The sequence below is a fragment of the Methylobacter sp. genome (assembly GCF_036845245.1).
Classification (GTDB): Bacteria; Pseudomonadota; Gammaproteobacteria; order Methylococcales; family Methylomonadaceae; genus Methylobacter_A.
In genome coordinates, this window is sequence record NZ_DAIUEH010000003.1 from 63,058 (window position 1) to 78,191 (window position 15,134).

Sequence of the window (15,134 nt, forward strand, 5' to 3'; positions counted from 1 at the left end):
CCCTTAAAGGGCTTTTTTTATGGGTGCAAAAACCGATTTTAGTCCAACTCGTCAAGCAATGCCTGGGCAGTCTTTTTTTGCTCCATTGTACCTTGCTCAAGTACTTCTTTAGCAATATCTTTGGCCGCAACTGCATCGCCCATATCGACATAGGCTTTTGCCAAATCCAGCTTCGTTTCCAACTCGTCCATATCGGTGAGATCAGAAACACCAAATTCATCATATTGCCCGCTTGTTGTTAGTGGCAGGTCCAAATCAAAATCAAAGTCAAAATCGCTGCCAAAATCATCATTAAAATCTAATGTCTTATCCGCAGAAAAATCAATATTCCCGGTTTCTTTTGTATCTGTATTATTGGAACTAATATTAAATTCATACGATTCGAATTCCTGAGATTTGGCGTTCAGCGGCGTCTCCGATGGCATCTCTAATAAGATACTGGGAGCAGTAAAATTTTGCTCCGCCTCATCTGATGTTTTGCTATCCATTGAGAACGAACTTAAGTCGAAATCAATTTCTTCTATCTGGATTCCTGACGACTTATCCGTCACAATGCTCGACGCTATAACTCCTTGCTCCGCCTCATCGGATGCTTTGCTATCCATTGAGAACGAGCTTAAGTCGAAATCAATTTCTTCTATCTGGATTCCTGACGACTTATCCGTCACAATGCTCGACGCTATAACTCCTTGCTCCGCCTCATCGGATGCTTTGCTATCCATTGAGAACGAGCTTAAGTCGAAATCAATTTCTTCTATCTGGATTCCTGACGACTTATCTGCAACAGTACTGGACGCTATAACATCTTGCTCTACCTCATCGGATGCTTTGTTATCCAGTGAGAACGAGCTTAAGTCAAAATCAATTTCTTCTATCTGAATTCCTGGCGACTTATCCGTCACAATGCTCGACGCTATAATACCTTGCTCCGCCTCATCGGACTCCTTACTATCCATTGAGAACGAACTTAAGTCGAAATCAATTTCTTCTATCTGGATTCCTGACGACTTATCCGTCACAATGCTCGACGCTATAACTCCTTGCTCCGCCTCATCGGATGCTTTGCTATCCATTGAGAACGAGCTTAAGTCGAAATCAATTTCTTCTATCTGGATTCCTGACGACTTATCCGTCACAATGCTCGACGCTATAACTCCTTGCTCCGCCTCATCGGATGCTTTGCTATCCATTGAGAACGAGCTTAAGTCGAAATCAATTTCTTCTATCTGGATTCCTGACGACTTATCTGCAACAGTACTGGACGCTATAACATCTTGCTCTACCTCATCGGATGCTTTGTTATCCAGTGAGAACGAGCTTAAGTCAAAATCAATTTCTTCTATCTGAATTCCTGGCGACTTATCCGTCACAATGCTCGACGCTATAATACCTTGCTCCGCCTCATCGGACTCCTTACTATCCATTGAGAACGAACTTAAGTCGAAATCAATTTCTTCTATCTGGATTCCTGACGACTTATCCGTCACAATGCTCGACGCTATAACTCCTTGCTCCGCCTCATCGGATGCTTTGCTATCCATTGAGAACGAGCTTAAGTCGAAATCAATTTCTTCTATCTGGATTCCTGACGACTTATCCGTCACAATGCTCGACGCTATAACTCCTTGCTCCGCCTCATCGGATTCTTTGCTATCCATTGAGAACGAACTTAAGTCGAAATCAATTTCCTCTATCTGGATTCCTGGCGACTTATCCGCAACAGTACTGGACGCTATAACACCTTGCTCCGCCTCAAAGGATTCCTTAACTTCATCATTACTTTCAACGTATGTCTTGTCAGCTACTGCAAACAGATCATTCCCAAAAGAAAATAATGGCGAATCAGGACAAATTTCACGCCCCATCTCGGACGCTTTTTCCCAAAAATCAACCTCATTCCGTTTACCTACCGCTACCAATTCATTGGCATAAGCTTCAAAAGCCGCTTTGCTTTCGTTAGCATAAAAAATTTCCAGCAACTTCAGTTTACATTCATCGCGATTCGGCTGGTCTTTAATAGCCTGCCGTATTAATTCTTCGGCCTGCTGATAACGACCATAAGCAAGATACACATCAGCCTCGGATATAGGATCAATTTCCCCTTGATCTGTATCAAATGAATCAAAATCACTCGGTGTAAATTCACTTAAGAAAGAACTTTCGCCTATTGTACCGACATCATGAGTTGTACTATCTTCGACCAGCGGCACCGAAAGACTTTCATCGGCTTCAGGCACTTTAATTATAATAGAAGAGGCGAACATACTCTCTGTATTCGTTTCCTCCTCAACTTTGCGTTTTCGCCACCAAAGCCATCCAATCAATGCAAAAATTGCCGACCCGACACCGCCTACCCCCAGATAGTAAGGATCGAATAAGCTGCCGGCTTCAGGTTCCGGTTGAACTGCCGGCTTTATTGGCTGTACCGGCGGCTGAGCAGCTGTTTGCTGCGGAACAGGGGATAATTGATTCGCGGGGTTGGCTGCCACAACCTCGTTTGGTATTGGCTCGGCTGGTTGAGGGGTTGGTGCTACTTGGGCTTCAAGTTTGACTGTCGTAACTTCGCCGGGCCTTGACTCAGTTGGTTGAGGAGTTGGCGTTACTTGGGCCGCAGGTTTGGCCGGTACGACCTCTTCCGGCGCTGCTTGCTCTTGGACAACGGGATTTGTCCGAGGCTGATTTTGCAAAGCCGCCAGCTGTTGATCCTTTAGAGCAATCAATTCCTGCATCATCGCCAACTGTTTTTCCAGTTCCGCTATTTTGCTCTGTATTGCGCTATCCGTCGGCACAGCCTCACTTGCACTCGCCTCAGCTTTACCTGTCACGACCTCCGATGTATTAGCCGCTTTCTTTTTAACACTTGTCTGTTCATTCACCGATGCTACAACGGCACGATCAGCGACCGCTGCTTTAGTCGGGGCCAGCAGAGTTAACTGATTATCGACCGGCTTTTCACTTGCTGCGTCAATGTGAACACTAGGAGCCGAGTGATTTTTCCAGGCTTGTGTATGCCGGTTAAATTCTGCTAATGCCTGATTTCGTGATAATTTTACAACGGCTTCTCTTTCAGGGATCCTCAGCATCTTTCCAGACATTAAGGCATGGACATTTCCTTTATAGAATGCATGAGGATTTGCTTCATAAATCGCAATCATCATTTGCTCTATGGAAACATCACTCTGCCCTCGTGCCCGTTCAGCCACGCTCCAAAGCGTATCATTGCCAAGTGTAGGTCCATATTCGTCTTCACTGTCTTGTCCATTTGCATGCGATTGACGTTGAGGCGTAGCGGCTGTCGGCTGTACATAACTTTCAGTGCCGGTTGAAACGGGAGCCGTTGCTTGGTTATAAACTGAAGGAGGATCTACCAATACGGTAAATTCGCGATATAAATTACCTTTGGGCCAGCTTACTTCGAGCAAAAAATCCAAAAAAGGTTCTTTTAACGCTTCCTTCGAAGTCAGCTTAATGACTGTCGTTCCATTAGATTGGGCAATGGTTTCAAATTTAATTTTCGACAGAAAATAGTTCCAGGCCACGCCGGCCTGATCGAATTTTTCAACTGGAGCCAAGTTTACCTTGATATCCGATACACTCTCACCCGACAATGTTAACGCAATCTCGGCATCCAAATTTTGATTAAGAGCCGAACGCAATTTAATCTCACCAATGCCTAAAGTGTGACCACTAACCGGTGCCAGTAACGATACAACCGCTAAAGTTTTAGTTAAATTACGCACCTTGCCCTTCTTCACAATAGTTACCACAGCCTCTTACCGCATCCCGTCAAATATGTAGACAAGCTTAGTCTAGATGTATTTTTTTACCAGAACTTCCGCTATTTGCACACTGTTTAGCGCTGCGCCTTTGCGAACGTTATCACCCACCACCCAAAGATCAATTCCTTGAGGATGCGATATGTCTTCCCGTATACGCCCTACAAATACATCGTCATTCCCTGATGAATCGGTTACCGCTGTCGGATAACCGCCGTCTTTACGTTCGTCCATAACCGTTACACCGGGAGCCTGCTCAAGCAGAGCTCTTACTGTAGCCACATCGATTTTTTTGCGAGTCTCAATATGCACGGCCTCGGAATGTCCGTAAAAAACCGGAACCCGCACTGCGGTTGCGTTAACCAAGACACTGTGATCACCCAGGATTTTTTGGGTTTCCCAAACCATCTTCATTTCTTCCTTGGTGTAGCCGTTGTCCATGAATACATCGATCTGAGGCAACACGTTAAACGCAATCTGTTTAGGATAGACACTCGTTTTAATGGGCTGCATATTAAGCAGGCTAGTCGTTTGCTTAACCAGCTCTTCTATGGCTTCTTTACCGGTACCGGAAACGGCCTGATAGGTACACACATTAATCCGCTCAATCCCAACCGCATCGTAAATCGGCTTTAATGCCACCAACATCTGAATGGTTGAACAATTAGGATTAGCAATAATGCCGCGATTTTTATAATCGGCTATTTTTTCCGGATTGACCTCGGGTACCACCAGAGGAATATCATCGTCATAGCGAAACTGCGAGGTGTTATCGATAACAATACAGCCGGCTGCCGCGGCCTTTGGTGCATATTCCGCCGAAACGGATGCCCCAGGAGAAAACAAACCGATTTGCGCCTTTGAAAAATCGAAGGTAGCCAAATCCTGCACGGCCAAAGACCTGCCTTTAAAAGGAATTCTTTTACCCACGGAATTACTGCTGGCCAAGGCATAAACCTCGCCGACAGGGAAATTGCGCTCTTCCAGAATGGACAGCATGGCTTCACCCACCGCACCGGTAGCGCCAACCACAGCAACGTTATATAACTTGGTCATCTTATCTACTCTTCTGTATAGCTGAAACAGGTGTACGCACCGATAGCATGTCAATGTAACCTGATATGCCGATCGATAAAACTACAACTTTCTTTATCATTAACTTTAAAACCTTTTATTCTGAAATTTAAATAACAATGATCACGAAATATTTTTGACTGTCATGTCCGGTAGGCACTTCTCCGAGGTACAAAACGCTTACCCTAAAACCGCAAAAACTTTTTTGGTGATTTCATCGACACTGCCGACTCCGGCTATCGAACTGAATTTGACCTGCTGCCCTGGCGCTGAATAATAACCGACCAAAGGTTTAGTCTGTTCATGATAAACACTGAGTCGTTTACGTACGGTTTCTTCTTTATCATCATCGCGCTGAATCAAAGTCTCCCCGGTCACATCATCAAGTCCGTCAACTTTAGGCGGATTAAACTCAATATGATAAGTGCGTCCGGATTGTAAATGCACCCTTCTGCCCGCCATGCGTTTTACAATTTCCTCATCTTCGACCACGATTTCAATAACCGTATCAATGCTAATGCCCATTTCGTTCAGACCTTCAGCCTGCGCAATAGTGCGAGGAAAACCATCCAGCAAAAAGCCGTTAGCACAATCGGCTTGAATAATACGCTCTTTAATCAACCCTAAAATAATGTCATCGGAGACCAGGCCACCGGCATCCATCACTTTTTTTGCTTCAACGCCCAATGGCGTCCCTTCCCGCACCGCGGCGCGCAACATATCACCCGTTGAAATTTGTGGAATGGCGTATTTTTCAGTAATAAACTGAGCTTGAGTTCCTTTACCGGAACCAGGACTCCCTAACAGGATAATGCGCATAACTAACTCCATTGTGTCGCTAGGACAGATTTAGACTCTAACATAACAGCTCGCGTAGGTCGGTTAACTTAAGCCGACCGGCAAAACCAAACAAAAGCATGACTGATTATTTTATAACACATCAAATTTTATCTCTTGTAAAAATACGTTTATTTCCTTATTCTTAGTCGGTTTATTTATATAGAGGGGAATAATAATGCGTGTTGAAGATTTAATGACGTCAAAAGTATTTACAGTCGAGCAACACGATTTGATTGATCGTGTGTTTTTCTTGATCCATTACGAAAGAATTCGTCACTTACCCGTCGTTGAAAAAGGCAAAGTTATTGGCATTGTATCCGACCGAGACCTGTACAAAGCGCTGGGCCCCAAAAGTAACTCTAATGCAATTGAAGCAGCAACCGGCACAGGCACGTCAGAACTTCATGTGGTCCCGAAAAAAGTGCAGCATATCATGCACCGGGGCGTCATAACCGTCAGCCCTGACACTTATGCATCGGAAGCGGCCGCAAAAATGGCCGAAAATAAAGTCGGGGCATTGCCCGTCGTTGATAAAGACAACAAACTGGTCGGCATCCTGTCCTCGACCGATATACTCCGGGTCTTTTCAAAAATCGAAAAAGCCAGCGAAGAAAGAGAAAAAAGAATCGCGGCCGGCATCAGTCATAAATAATGATGTAACTTGCGTCACCCGAAAAGCCCCTGTATAACGGGGCTTTTTTGTTTCAACCGGTCAAAAACCATGATTTCTAAAACCCTTCCAGACCACGAAGTTAAAGCAGCAACACAGGCATGGTTGAAATCCGTCATCATTGAATACGGCATCTGTCCGTTCGCAAAGCGAGAACTGGAACGAGGCAGCATTTATTTCAGCGTCAATCACGACAGAGAACTTGAACAATGCCTGCTGCACCTGATGGATGAATGCGAGCGGCTGAATACCGAAACCGATATTGAAACCACACTATTGATTTATGCCGAAGCATTTTCAGAATTCGATGACTACCTGGATTTTGTTGAAATCGCCGAATCACTGTTAACTGAACAAGGTTATGAGGGCACTTACCAATTGGCAAGTTTCCATCCCGATTATTGCTTCCAAGGCAGCGATCAATACGATGCGAGCAATTATACCAACCGCTCCCCCTACCCCATGCTGCACCTGTTGCGGGAAACCAGCATAGAACAGGCCGTAGCCGAATATCCTGATCCGGAAAACATTCCGCAACATAATATTGAACTCACCCGAAAACTGGGATTAGCTAAAATGCAAACTTTATTAGCGGCATGCTATCCGATTAATCCATAACCTTATCGGTACAGAACCAGTTAACTTTTTTCCATTGTTTCGCCCGCATCAACTTTCTTATTCTCCGGCGCATCTTCATCGACTACAGCCGTATAATCAGCGGCCGCTTTGAATGGGGTAACATCCGCGTCATCCACCACAACGTCCGTTTCTTCATTTGTAATTGCATCCTCTGCGGCAGTGTCTTCAACTTCAGCTTTCTCCTTTACCAACTCATCAGCAATAACCTCGACTTTTTCATTCGCGGCCGTATTTTCAACAACGGCTTCGCTAATCTTGGCAACCACTTCCGGCTTTTTATTTAAAGATTCCATAAAATCGATAAACCAATCCTGATTTTTAACGCGATCAAGATCCGGATCAGCAAAAATATCGGCGGAGACCGGCAAATAGCCCTTGTTTTTAGAGATTTCCAACGCGTTCAAGCAGCCCTCTTTCTCGCCCCGCAAACCATAGATGCAAGCCACATTATATGAAGCCGCTCCGGCCTGAATCGCATTGGCTTTTTCAAAATAGCTTTTGGCCTTTCCATATAAACTATCATCAGGATTAACCGCTTTAACCCGAGCCAATTCCATATAAGCAACGCCGCCATCCAATGCTGCGCCAAGATAGGCGGGCTCCAGAGTCAGGCAAAAGGAGAACTTAGCAATGGCATCCTGGTAAAGATCGGCTGCCGCCCCGCCCGACTTGGTTCTCGCCTGATGCAATAAAGCGAGCCCCCAATTATATAAAGCCTCAGCAATCAACGGCTCGTTAGCGACGACTTCGGCATAATCCTGATAGACCTTTTTAAACAGTTGATCGGCGGTATGGCCTTCGCTGCTACGAGCGTCGGCTGTTTGCTTGATAGCGGCTTTCAACTTGGATTTCTTTGTTATTGACTCAAAAAACGACATGATTTATCTCTCTTGATTTAGTAATTTATAATCGCTCGCTATAGAATAACAGCTGACCTGATAACCACGCCATGCAAATGTGCAAATAACACATGACCGGCATACAACAAAGAGAAAACAATGAATGAATCAAACGGTTGCGACATTACCAAAGAAAAAGTAAATCTGGAAACATCGCAAATTGCCTGGAAAGAACTGCAACGTTTTTTTGCCAATGGCTCTGCGGTATTTGTTGCATCAGGCCTGGATCTCGTCGATGTCGCCTACCAGTTTTCCATCGACAATAAAGACCAAGTTGCGTCATGGATGCAAAACAACCAAGTTGCGCTGGTATCCGATCAGCAGGCCATCGACTGGCTTGAGGCGGATGCCGAAGTATGGGCCGTTGTCGTCAAACCCTGGATATTGGTTCAGGAATAACCTTCGACATTTAAGCCATTATTTATTTTAAGCTTTTCCTCTTGAGCCTGATCTTCCCTTGCCTCTGGATTCGATCCGTTTACTGTCAGGTTGTTTAGCGCCACGAACCGTTGGTTTAGCACTGCGAGCCGCCGGCTTCTTGGTATGTCGCATATCTTTTTTACCGGTCGTTTTATTGGGTGCGTTCTTGTTTGGCGCATCCATCACCTTCAACGAGACAGGTTCATAACCGGTATCAGCCACACGCGGAATTTGCCGCTTGAGCAGCTTCTCAATTTCCACCAGCATCCAGGCTTCTTCGGGACACACCAAAGACAAAGCTTCACCACTTAAACCGGCACGTCCGGTACGGCCGATCCGGTGAATGTAATCTTCCGGGACTTGCGGCAAATCGAAATTGACCACATGCGGCAAGTCGTCAATATCCAGCCCGCGCGCAGCAATATCGGTCGCAACCAATACTGAAACCTTACCGTTTTTAAAATATTCCAGCGCTTTGTTACGCGCGCCTTGAGTCTTATCGCCATGCAGCGCCGCCGTACGAATGCCGTCCTCGATCAACTGTTTTTCCAGACGATCGGCACCGTGTTTGGTGCGTACAAAAACCAGCACCTGCTTCCAGTTATTGCTGCCGATCAAATAGGACAATAATGCACGTTTGTACTCGCGGTCGATGCCGTAAACCCGCTCAGAAACATTCTCAGCCGTGGCATTTTGCTTGGCGACTTCGACTTCAACGGGATTGTTCAACAACTGCGCGGCCAGCGATTTGATCGCATTAGGCACTGTCGCGGAAAACAGCAAGCTCTGCCGCTTCTTGGGTATCAGCGCCATAATTTGCTTAATATCAGGCAAAAAGCCCATATCGAGCATCCGGTCCGCTTCGTCCAGCACCAGCACTTCGACGTTGGACAGATTGATATTGCGCTGCTGCACATGGTCTATCAAGCGCCCCGGCGTCGCCACGACGATGTCGCAACCCCGGCGTAATTGGCGGGTCTGTATGCCGATACTCGCACCGCCGACCACCGCTTCCGCATGGAACGGCAAATGTGCGCCGTAAGTTTTTACGCTTTCATAGACCTGCGCAGCCAACTCACGGGTCGGCACTAAAATCAGAGCGCGAACACGGCGCGGCTTTTGATGCGGATCATGATTTTCGGCCAATCGTTGCAATAGCGGCAAAGTAAAACTGGCGGTTTTTCCGGTACCGGTTTGCGCACCGGCCAACACATCCTTGCCTTCAAGGATTAATGGAATAGCTTTTTGTTGCACCGGAGTCGGCGTGACATAGCCTTGATCGGCTACGGCTTTAAGGAGTTCGTCGGCTAAACCGAGCTGGGCGAAAGACATTTGGAACCTCTGGTAAAAAATTCGATCAAGATCGAAAGATCATGATGCTGAAATGGGGAACGGCAGGCCGTTAAAACTAAAAACATATCACCACGAAGACACGAAGAGCACGAAGTTCTATTTCTTCGTGTTCTTCGTGTCTTCGTGGTGAGTTAAGAAGCGCATGGGCCGCAGACCTTCAGCCCCCCGTCATACTCATATAACGCAATATAACCGGCTGCTCGTGGATATTGAATTCGTGTTTTTCCGGCTTGATCGACATCGCGTCAACAATGGCCTGTTTCAGCGCTGTCATATCGCCCGGATTGCTCCTGATGACTTGCTTTAAATCGACCGAATGCTCATTGCCCAAACATAACAACAAGCGCCCTTCAACCGTTAAGCGCACCCGGTTACATGTGCTGCAAAAATTCTCGCTGTGCGGAGAAATAAAACCGACGCGGGTTTGTGTGCCTGCCACATTAAAATAATTCGACGGCCCGCCGGTTTTTTCAGGCGTGGCGATTAACGTAAAATTCTCCGCCAAATCGTCCTTGATCAAATCGCTCGAATAATAGGCATCGGCCCGGTCATGCTGACTGACGACACCCAGCGGCATTTCCTCGATAAAACTGATGTCGATGCTGTTATCGACCGCGAACCGAACCAAGTCGTTGACTTCCTGATGGTTCCTGTCTTTAAGGATAACCGCATTGATCTTTATCCGCTCAAACCCTGCTTGCTTGGCGGCCTGAATGCCTCTAAGCACCTGGTGCAAATCGCCGGTCCGGGTTATCGCTTTAAACTTGTCGGCATCCAACGTATCCAGGCTGATATTGATGCGTTTGACACCCGCCTCTTTTAAAGACGCCGCCATCGTTTCAAGCTGGGAGCCATTGGTCGTTATCACCAGCTCATTCAAGCTTTCAATGCGCCCGATATCTTGCATCAGTCCCAACGCGCCTTTCCTGACCAAAGGCTCGCCGCCGGTGATCCTGATTTTCTTCACGCCCAATTCGGCGAATGCTCGCGCCAGCGTATAAATCTCTTCCAGCGTTAAAACCTGCGCGCGCGGCAAGAACGTCATGTCCTCAGCCATGCAATACAGGCAACGGAAGTCACAACGGTCGGTAATCGAGATTCTCAGGTAATCGACAATTCTGCCGAAGCGGTCGATTAATTGGGCGGGGGGAAGCTTAGTCATTGGCGCGGCGATAAAAAATCCAAGACGCCAATATTAACATAGTATTGGGCTTTTATAGAGCGCTTCTGCCAACCTGACTTACAACACGTATCGGCGTACTTCAGGGCATCTTTCATATTTCCCTGCCGGCCACGTATTTTTTGGTACACTGGCTATAACTGTTTTTCGATAGCCGGCATCCTTCACAGAAAAATCACCATGAAACGCAACAATGTCTTAGCCATACTCAGAAAAATAAAACCCGTATTGGCCCAGCAGTTTGGTGTTACCCAAATGGCCTTATTCGGTTCAACCGCACGTGATGAAGCCAGTGAAAATAGCGATGTGGATATTTTGGTTGGATTTGACGGACCCGCCACCTCGGCGCGTTATTTTGGCGTGCAGTTCTACCTCGAAGACCAGTTAGGCTGTCCGGTCGATCTGGTCACAGAAAAGGCATTGCGCCCTGAATTGCGTCCATTTGTCGAACGGGAAGCCATCAATGTCTGAACCGGTAGCGCGCGAATGGCGTTTTTATCTGGACGACATGATAATTTTCGCCGAAAAGGTACTCAGTTATACCGATGGCTTTGACCAACAGCGATTTATCGTTAGCGGCTTAAACTACGATGCCACCGTGCGCAACCTGGAATTAATCGGTGAAGCCGCCACGCATATTCCCGATGAAGTCCGCCAAAATAACCCGCAAATTCCCTGGCGGATGATTATCGCCACCCGAAACCGGTTAATTCACGGTTATCTCGGCATTGATAATGACACTTTATGGAGCATTATCCAGACGGATATTCCAGCGTTATTGCCGCTGTTACATCAGCTCGAAAAACAAGAATATGAGCAATAATACAGGGAACACCTGTTTTCGCCGACACCAAAAATCGAGAAATTAAATCACCCAAATGTCGTCATAGCCGGCACGCTATAAAACAGATTACAATTCCGCTTCCCCGACATGTCGTGTTTGCCACCTTATCCTGCCTGCCTGAGCAAAATAAAATTAAGACAATAAAATAGAAAAAATTATGAAAAATATACGACAACACGATTTTTTTATACGACAACTGATGTTGTATATATTACGTTGGCAACTATAAGGATCCGCGTATGGAATATCTGATCTCATATTTCACCGTAGGTTTTCTCCTTGCAGGTGCAGCACTCATGCACGGCACCTTCTCGTGTTCCGGCCCAATGCTTCCATTCGTGTTCACCGTGCTTCTTTGGCCGCTTATTGTATTCTTTGCCCCTGAATGCTTTTTGAGCCCTGACCACATTGATGGTCACGACACATTGAATGAGCGTGATGCGCTAAAAAGCAAGCTCTTTGGGCTTGCTCAAACGTCATCAGCGGTTCTCACGAAAGAAGAGATACGGCGCCTAGGATCTAGTAGTAAAATTCGGTGAAGAGCACATTACTACTTTCGGAAATCGATCTGATATTGGCGAAATCCTCTCAGAGTTTTGGGAACGAAACATCCCCCCAGCGATTTTCTACGCTTTCAAGCAAGCTCAACTCAACTTAGACGAAAGCTACGCCCCGGAATCGCATCTATTATTTAGTCACGCTCAGCCAGACTGGTATATCGGTTTTTCTCATGAATTCGTGAAGTCAATCGCCAAGGTCGACCGTAAGAAACAAGGGCGTATTCTTGAGGCGATAGGAAAAATTTCAGCTTCACCAATCGAAGTATGTGGAGATTCGATAAAGCCGCTTACCGGTAATCTCGGCGGCCTTTGGCGATGTCGAATGGGTGATGATCGACTGGTGTACTTCCCCGACGTTCGATCGAAAAAAATCGTTCTAATTTCCTTTGGCTCTCGCGGAGATGCTTACCAAAGCTCTCCCGATGTATCCGCTATCGCTAACAGCATGAACAACTAAATGGAGCTCAGCCTTGTAGGATGGGCAACGCTTTTCTGCCCATCAGCCCGCGTAGCTCCGATTAGCGTAGCGTAATCGGAGGCATTATTGATCAAATGCATTCATACGATTACGCTGCGCTAATCATATCTACGTAATCGTCAGCATAGGCTCCAACGCCTAGAATTCTAGCAAGCAGCCCGGAGCAGCGTAGTGGAATCCGGGTAGTTAGCAGCCCTAGAATCTTGGCTCACGCCTAATTTCATTCGCACACCCACAAATGACAACATCGAACAACAGATAAGAACTGGGCCTGATAAACATGGTCAAAATCCGACGTCAGCTCAAATCAACTAGGAAATTGCTCAATATGAGTTTCGCCATTTCGACCGTAATAGCTCACATGGCGGCCGGAAATCCACACGGTGTAACCAATACACCCCGCTGCCTGCGATAACTTCTTGAATTCCGGATACATGACCTCTCCGCTCTGGGCTCCGAGAATCGCCTGCTTAATTGCGGTTGCCGAAAAATCCATGGCAATGTCGATCTCCGGCGCCTCCAAATCTAGGGTAAGCGTTTCGCCGCAAGGCATGTAATAAGTCGCGCGACATGCGCGATAGTCGACGTTGTATGACTCGACTCCGGCGCCGATCAAGTTTCCGACGACTTGTCCGAAATGAATCCGGCCTCCGTTGGACGCGCTAAGTGTTTCTCGGATAACCGACTCGATTGCTTGTTCCATGATTTTTTTCCTATTGGGGTTACTCGGTTGGTATTTGTTTAAGTTGGTGATGACTGACCAAATCTTTCATTAGATTGATTAATCCTTGTCGCTGATTCTCGGATAGATGCCCAAAAAAATGGGCGTCGTTTTCATCGGCGACGGCCGCCAATATCGGCACCAATTCATTTCCTGCTTTGGTAAGGCAAAGCTCCTGTTCGCGTGCGCTGTCCTTGGCTGGGCTCCGTTCAGCCAATCCCTTGCTTTCAAGCTTTGTAATGACCTTGGAGGCGGCTCCTTTGGTCATCCCGAGAGCATCAATCAACTCGGCGTGGGTCGTATGTTTGCGTTGGTAAAGTACGCGCAATGCCACCCATTCAGTGACTTTGACGTCGTGTGCGGCCAACAAGTTTTCAAAGCGGCCGGAAACTTGATTCGATACGAAACGTAACCAGAAACCAATATGGTTTTCGAGCGCGCTGGCGTCAGTGGGAATTGTCTTTTTCATTGCATAAGTCTCTTTGGAAACGGCTTAACTATAGTTTCCTTGGAAACTAATGTCAATTATTTCATCTGCCGGCTGGGTTGGAATTTAAAACAGATATTCATTCGACATGAGCGAAGGTCCCAAAAATGCGCGGGAAACGCAGCACATTTGCGCCATTTATCCGCAATACTTTCCGACAACTACTATAATCCCCGGCTTTAACACTACCGAATAGCCAAAGGCCGGGCAGCAAGAACGCCCGCCATGAAGACTTCCGGCAACCAGAGGATACAAATGCGTTTTATAGATGAAGCAACGATAACCAAGGTTCTAAGCATGCGGGACCTGATTCCGGCGATGCGCCAGACTATGATTGATTTCTCGCGCGGCCGAATCGAGCAACCGCCCCGCCGAATGTCGACTGTTCAGCCGCACCGCGGTTTTTTCGGAAGCATGCCGGCTGCAAGCGCGCATGCTTTGGGCGCCAAGCTCGTCACCTTCTACCCGAACAATGCCAAGAAAAATCTCCCGACGGTTATGGCGGCGATTGTATTGTTCAGACCCGAAACCGGGGAACCGTTGGTGACGCTGGATGGCCGCTTGATCACCGAGATGCGAACCGCAGCCGTCACTGCGGCCTATATCGATGCCGTTGCCGCACCGGACGTAAAGGTTCTCGCGGTCCTGGGTGCAGGCGCACAAGGCAGGCGGCATATTGAAGCCTTATCCCACGTCCGTAAGTTCGAGGAAATCCGCATTTGGAGTCGCACGCCGCAGCGAGCCGAGCAGCTTGCCGCCGAGGTAGGCGGCAAGGCGATGTCGCGCGAGCAAGCGGTGCGTGGTGCGGATGTAGTTGTGGTGGCGACATCCGCCACCGAGCCGGTGTTGGAAGGTCAATGGCTGCGCCCGGGCGCGAAAGTTGCATCCGTCGGTTGGGCTGGCGCAGACAGTGCGGAGGTCGATGCGGCGACGATATCACACGTCGTTATTGTCGATTCTCGCGAAGGGACGTTGGCGGAGTCCGGCAACATACGACAATTCAATGCCCAGATTTATGCCGAACTTGGCGAAGTCCTCGACGGCACACGGCCGGTGAATCCGGATGCTACCGTGATCTTCGATTCGATCGGCATGGCTTGCGAGGACATAGCGGCAGCTATGCTGGTCTACGAGAAATTGCAGGCTGCGTCTAAATCCGCTTAAAGCTCACCGTTCGAGGTTGATGCGAGCGG

Annotated in this window: 15 protein-coding genes; 7 read left to right on the forward strand and 8 right to left on the reverse strand. The window is 47.4% G+C overall.

What is annotated here, in order from left to right:
* Nucleotides 1–38: 38 nt before the first annotated feature.
* From V7051_RS02240 to adk, 3 genes are all read right to left on the reverse strand, one after another.
* Nucleotides 39–3,755 carry a FimV/HubP family polar landmark protein gene (locus tag V7051_RS02240; RefSeq protein WP_334181115.1) on the reverse strand — a complete coding sequence of 1,239 codons (3,717 nt, stop codon included), beginning with the start codon at nucleotides 3,753–3,755 and terminating at the stop codon, nucleotides 39–41.
* A 54-nt stretch (nucleotides 3,756–3,809) separates the two neighbouring features.
* Nucleotides 3,810–4,832, reverse strand: a complete 1,023-nt coding sequence (locus tag V7051_RS02245; RefSeq protein ID WP_333873311.1) for an aspartate-semialdehyde dehydrogenase — start codon at nucleotides 4,830–4,832, stop codon at nucleotides 3,810–3,812.
* A gap of 198 nt (nucleotides 4,833–5,030) precedes the next feature.
* Nucleotides 5,031–5,669, reverse strand: a complete 639-nt coding sequence (adk, locus tag V7051_RS02250) for an adenylate kinase (RefSeq protein ID WP_333873310.1) — start codon at nucleotides 5,667–5,669, stop codon at nucleotides 5,031–5,033.
* A gap of 196 nt (nucleotides 5,670–5,865) precedes the next feature.
* On the opposite strand from adk, the gene V7051_RS02255 reads away from it, so the two are divergent.
* Both V7051_RS02255 and V7051_RS02260 read left to right on the forward strand, forming a co-directional pair.
* Complete coding sequence (locus V7051_RS02255; RefSeq protein ID WP_333873309.1) at nucleotides 5,866–6,342, forward strand: CBS domain-containing protein; 477 nt, start codon at nucleotides 5,866–5,868, stop codon at nucleotides 6,340–6,342.
* Nucleotides 6,343–6,411: 69 nt separating this feature from the next.
* A complete protein-coding gene (locus V7051_RS02260) occupies nucleotides 6,412–6,978 on the forward strand; it encodes a DUF1415 domain-containing protein (protein WP_333873308.1) in 567 nt (188 codons plus the stop codon).
* A 20-nt stretch (nucleotides 6,979–6,998) separates the two neighbouring features.
* Here the strand turns inward: V7051_RS02260 and V7051_RS02265 are convergent, their stop codons facing one another.
* Nucleotides 6,999–7,877, reverse strand: a complete 879-nt coding sequence (locus V7051_RS02265) for a TPR end-of-group domain-containing protein (protein ID WP_333873307.1) — start codon at nucleotides 7,875–7,877, stop codon at nucleotides 6,999–7,001.
* 120 nt (nucleotides 7,878–7,997) lie between these two features.
* Between V7051_RS02265 and V7051_RS02270 the strand changes: the two genes are divergently transcribed.
* Complete coding sequence (locus V7051_RS02270) at nucleotides 7,998–8,297, forward strand: DUF2288 domain-containing protein (protein WP_333873306.1); 300 nt, start codon at nucleotides 7,998–8,000, stop codon at nucleotides 8,295–8,297.
* 27 nt (nucleotides 8,298–8,324) lie between these two features.
* Here the strand turns inward: V7051_RS02270 and V7051_RS02275 are convergent, their stop codons facing one another.
* On the reverse strand, nucleotides 8,325–9,650 hold the full coding sequence (locus V7051_RS02275; protein WP_333873305.1) for a DEAD/DEAH box helicase: 1,326 nt from the start codon (nucleotides 9,648–9,650) through the stop codon (nucleotides 8,325–8,327).
* Nucleotides 9,651–9,828: 178 nt separating this feature from the next.
* Nucleotides 9,829–10,833 (reverse strand): GTP 3',8-cyclase MoaA, encoded by a 1,005-nt coding sequence (moaA, locus tag V7051_RS02280; RefSeq protein WP_333873304.1) that lies wholly within the window; start codon nucleotides 10,831–10,833, stop codon nucleotides 9,829–9,831.
* A 198-nt stretch (nucleotides 10,834–11,031) separates the two neighbouring features.
* Between moaA and V7051_RS02285 the strand changes: the two genes are divergently transcribed.
* The 3 genes from V7051_RS02285 to V7051_RS02295 all read left to right on the forward strand — a co-directional run bounded on the left by V7051_RS02285 (nucleotide 11,032) and on the right by V7051_RS02295 (nucleotide 12,234).
* Entirely contained in the window at nucleotides 11,032–11,322 is a 291-nt protein-coding gene (locus V7051_RS02285; RefSeq protein WP_333873303.1) for a nucleotidyltransferase family protein, read from the forward strand.
* A complete protein-coding gene (locus V7051_RS02290; RefSeq protein ID WP_333873302.1) occupies nucleotides 11,315–11,674 on the forward strand; it encodes a HepT-like ribonuclease domain-containing protein in 360 nt (119 codons plus the stop codon). Before V7051_RS02285 ends, V7051_RS02290 begins: the two co-directional genes overlap by 8 nt.
* A gap of 260 nt (nucleotides 11,675–11,934) precedes the next feature.
* Nucleotides 11,935–12,234: a hypothetical protein gene (locus V7051_RS02295; RefSeq protein WP_333873301.1), complete on the forward strand. Its 300-nt coding sequence runs from the start codon at nucleotides 11,935–11,937 to the stop codon at nucleotides 12,232–12,234.
* 806 nt (nucleotides 12,235–13,040) lie between these two features.
* Here the strand turns inward: V7051_RS02295 and V7051_RS02300 are convergent.
* Nucleotides 13,041–13,436 (reverse strand): DUF1398 domain-containing protein, encoded by a 396-nt coding sequence (locus V7051_RS02300; protein ID WP_333873300.1) that lies wholly within the window; start codon nucleotides 13,434–13,436, stop codon nucleotides 13,041–13,043.
* Between the two features lie 19 nt (nucleotides 13,437–13,455).
* Entirely contained in the window at nucleotides 13,456–13,923 is a 468-nt protein-coding gene (locus V7051_RS02305; RefSeq protein ID WP_333873299.1) for a MarR family winged helix-turn-helix transcriptional regulator, read from the reverse strand.
* A gap of 243 nt (nucleotides 13,924–14,166) precedes the next feature.
* Between V7051_RS02305 and V7051_RS02310 the strand changes: the two genes are divergently transcribed.
* Complete coding sequence (locus tag V7051_RS02310) at nucleotides 14,167–15,105, forward strand: ornithine cyclodeaminase family protein (protein WP_333873298.1); 939 nt, start codon at nucleotides 14,167–14,169, stop codon at nucleotides 15,103–15,105.
* Nucleotides 15,106–15,134 lie beyond the last annotated feature (29 nt).

Bases quoted from the DNA above. Each gene is read 5' to 3' on its own strand.
- V7051_RS02285 (WP_333873303.1), top strand. From the start codon at position 11,032: ATGAAACGCAACAATGTCTTAGCCATACTCAGAAAAATAAAACCCGTA.
- V7051_RS02290 (WP_333873302.1), top strand. From the start codon at position 11,315: ATGTCTGAACCGGTAGCGCGCGAATGGCGTTTTTATCTGGACGACATG.
- V7051_RS02245 (WP_333873311.1), bottom strand. From the start codon at position 4,832: ATGACCAAGTTATATAACGTTGCTGTGGTTGGCGCTACCGGTGCGGTG.
- V7051_RS02260 (WP_333873308.1), top strand. From the start codon at position 6,412: ATGATTTCTAAAACCCTTCCAGACCACGAAGTTAAAGCAGCAACACAG.
- V7051_RS02270 (WP_333873306.1), top strand. From the start codon at position 7,998: ATGAATGAATCAAACGGTTGCGACATTACCAAAGAAAAAGTAAATCTG.
- V7051_RS02300 (WP_333873300.1), bottom strand. From the start codon at position 13,436: ATGGAACAAGCAATCGAGTCGGTTATCCGAGAAACACTTAGCGCGTCC.
- V7051_RS02265 (WP_333873307.1), bottom strand. From the start codon at position 7,877: ATGTCGTTTTTTGAGTCAATAACAAAGAAATCCAAGTTGAAAGCCGCT.
- V7051_RS02295 (WP_333873301.1), top strand. From the start codon at position 11,935: ATGGAATATCTGATCTCATATTTCACCGTAGGTTTTCTCCTTGCAGGT.
- V7051_RS02275 (WP_333873305.1), bottom strand. From the start codon at position 9,650: ATGTCTTTCGCCCAGCTCGGTTTAGCCGACGAACTCCTTAAAGCCGTA.
- V7051_RS02305 (WP_333873299.1), bottom strand. From the start codon at position 13,923: ATGAAAAAGACAATTCCCACTGACGCCAGCGCGCTCGAAAACCATATT.
- V7051_RS02255 (WP_333873309.1), top strand. From the start codon at position 5,866: ATGCGTGTTGAAGATTTAATGACGTCAAAAGTATTTACAGTCGAGCAA.
- moaA (WP_333873304.1), bottom strand. From the start codon at position 10,833: ATGACTAAGCTTCCCCCCGCCCAATTAATCGACCGCTTCGGCAGAATT.
- adk (WP_333873310.1), bottom strand. From the start codon at position 5,669: ATGCGCATTATCCTGTTAGGGAGTCCTGGTTCCGGTAAAGGAACTCAA.
- V7051_RS02310 (WP_333873298.1), top strand. From the start codon at position 14,167: ATGAAGACTTCCGGCAACCAGAGGATACAAATGCGTTTTATAGATGAA.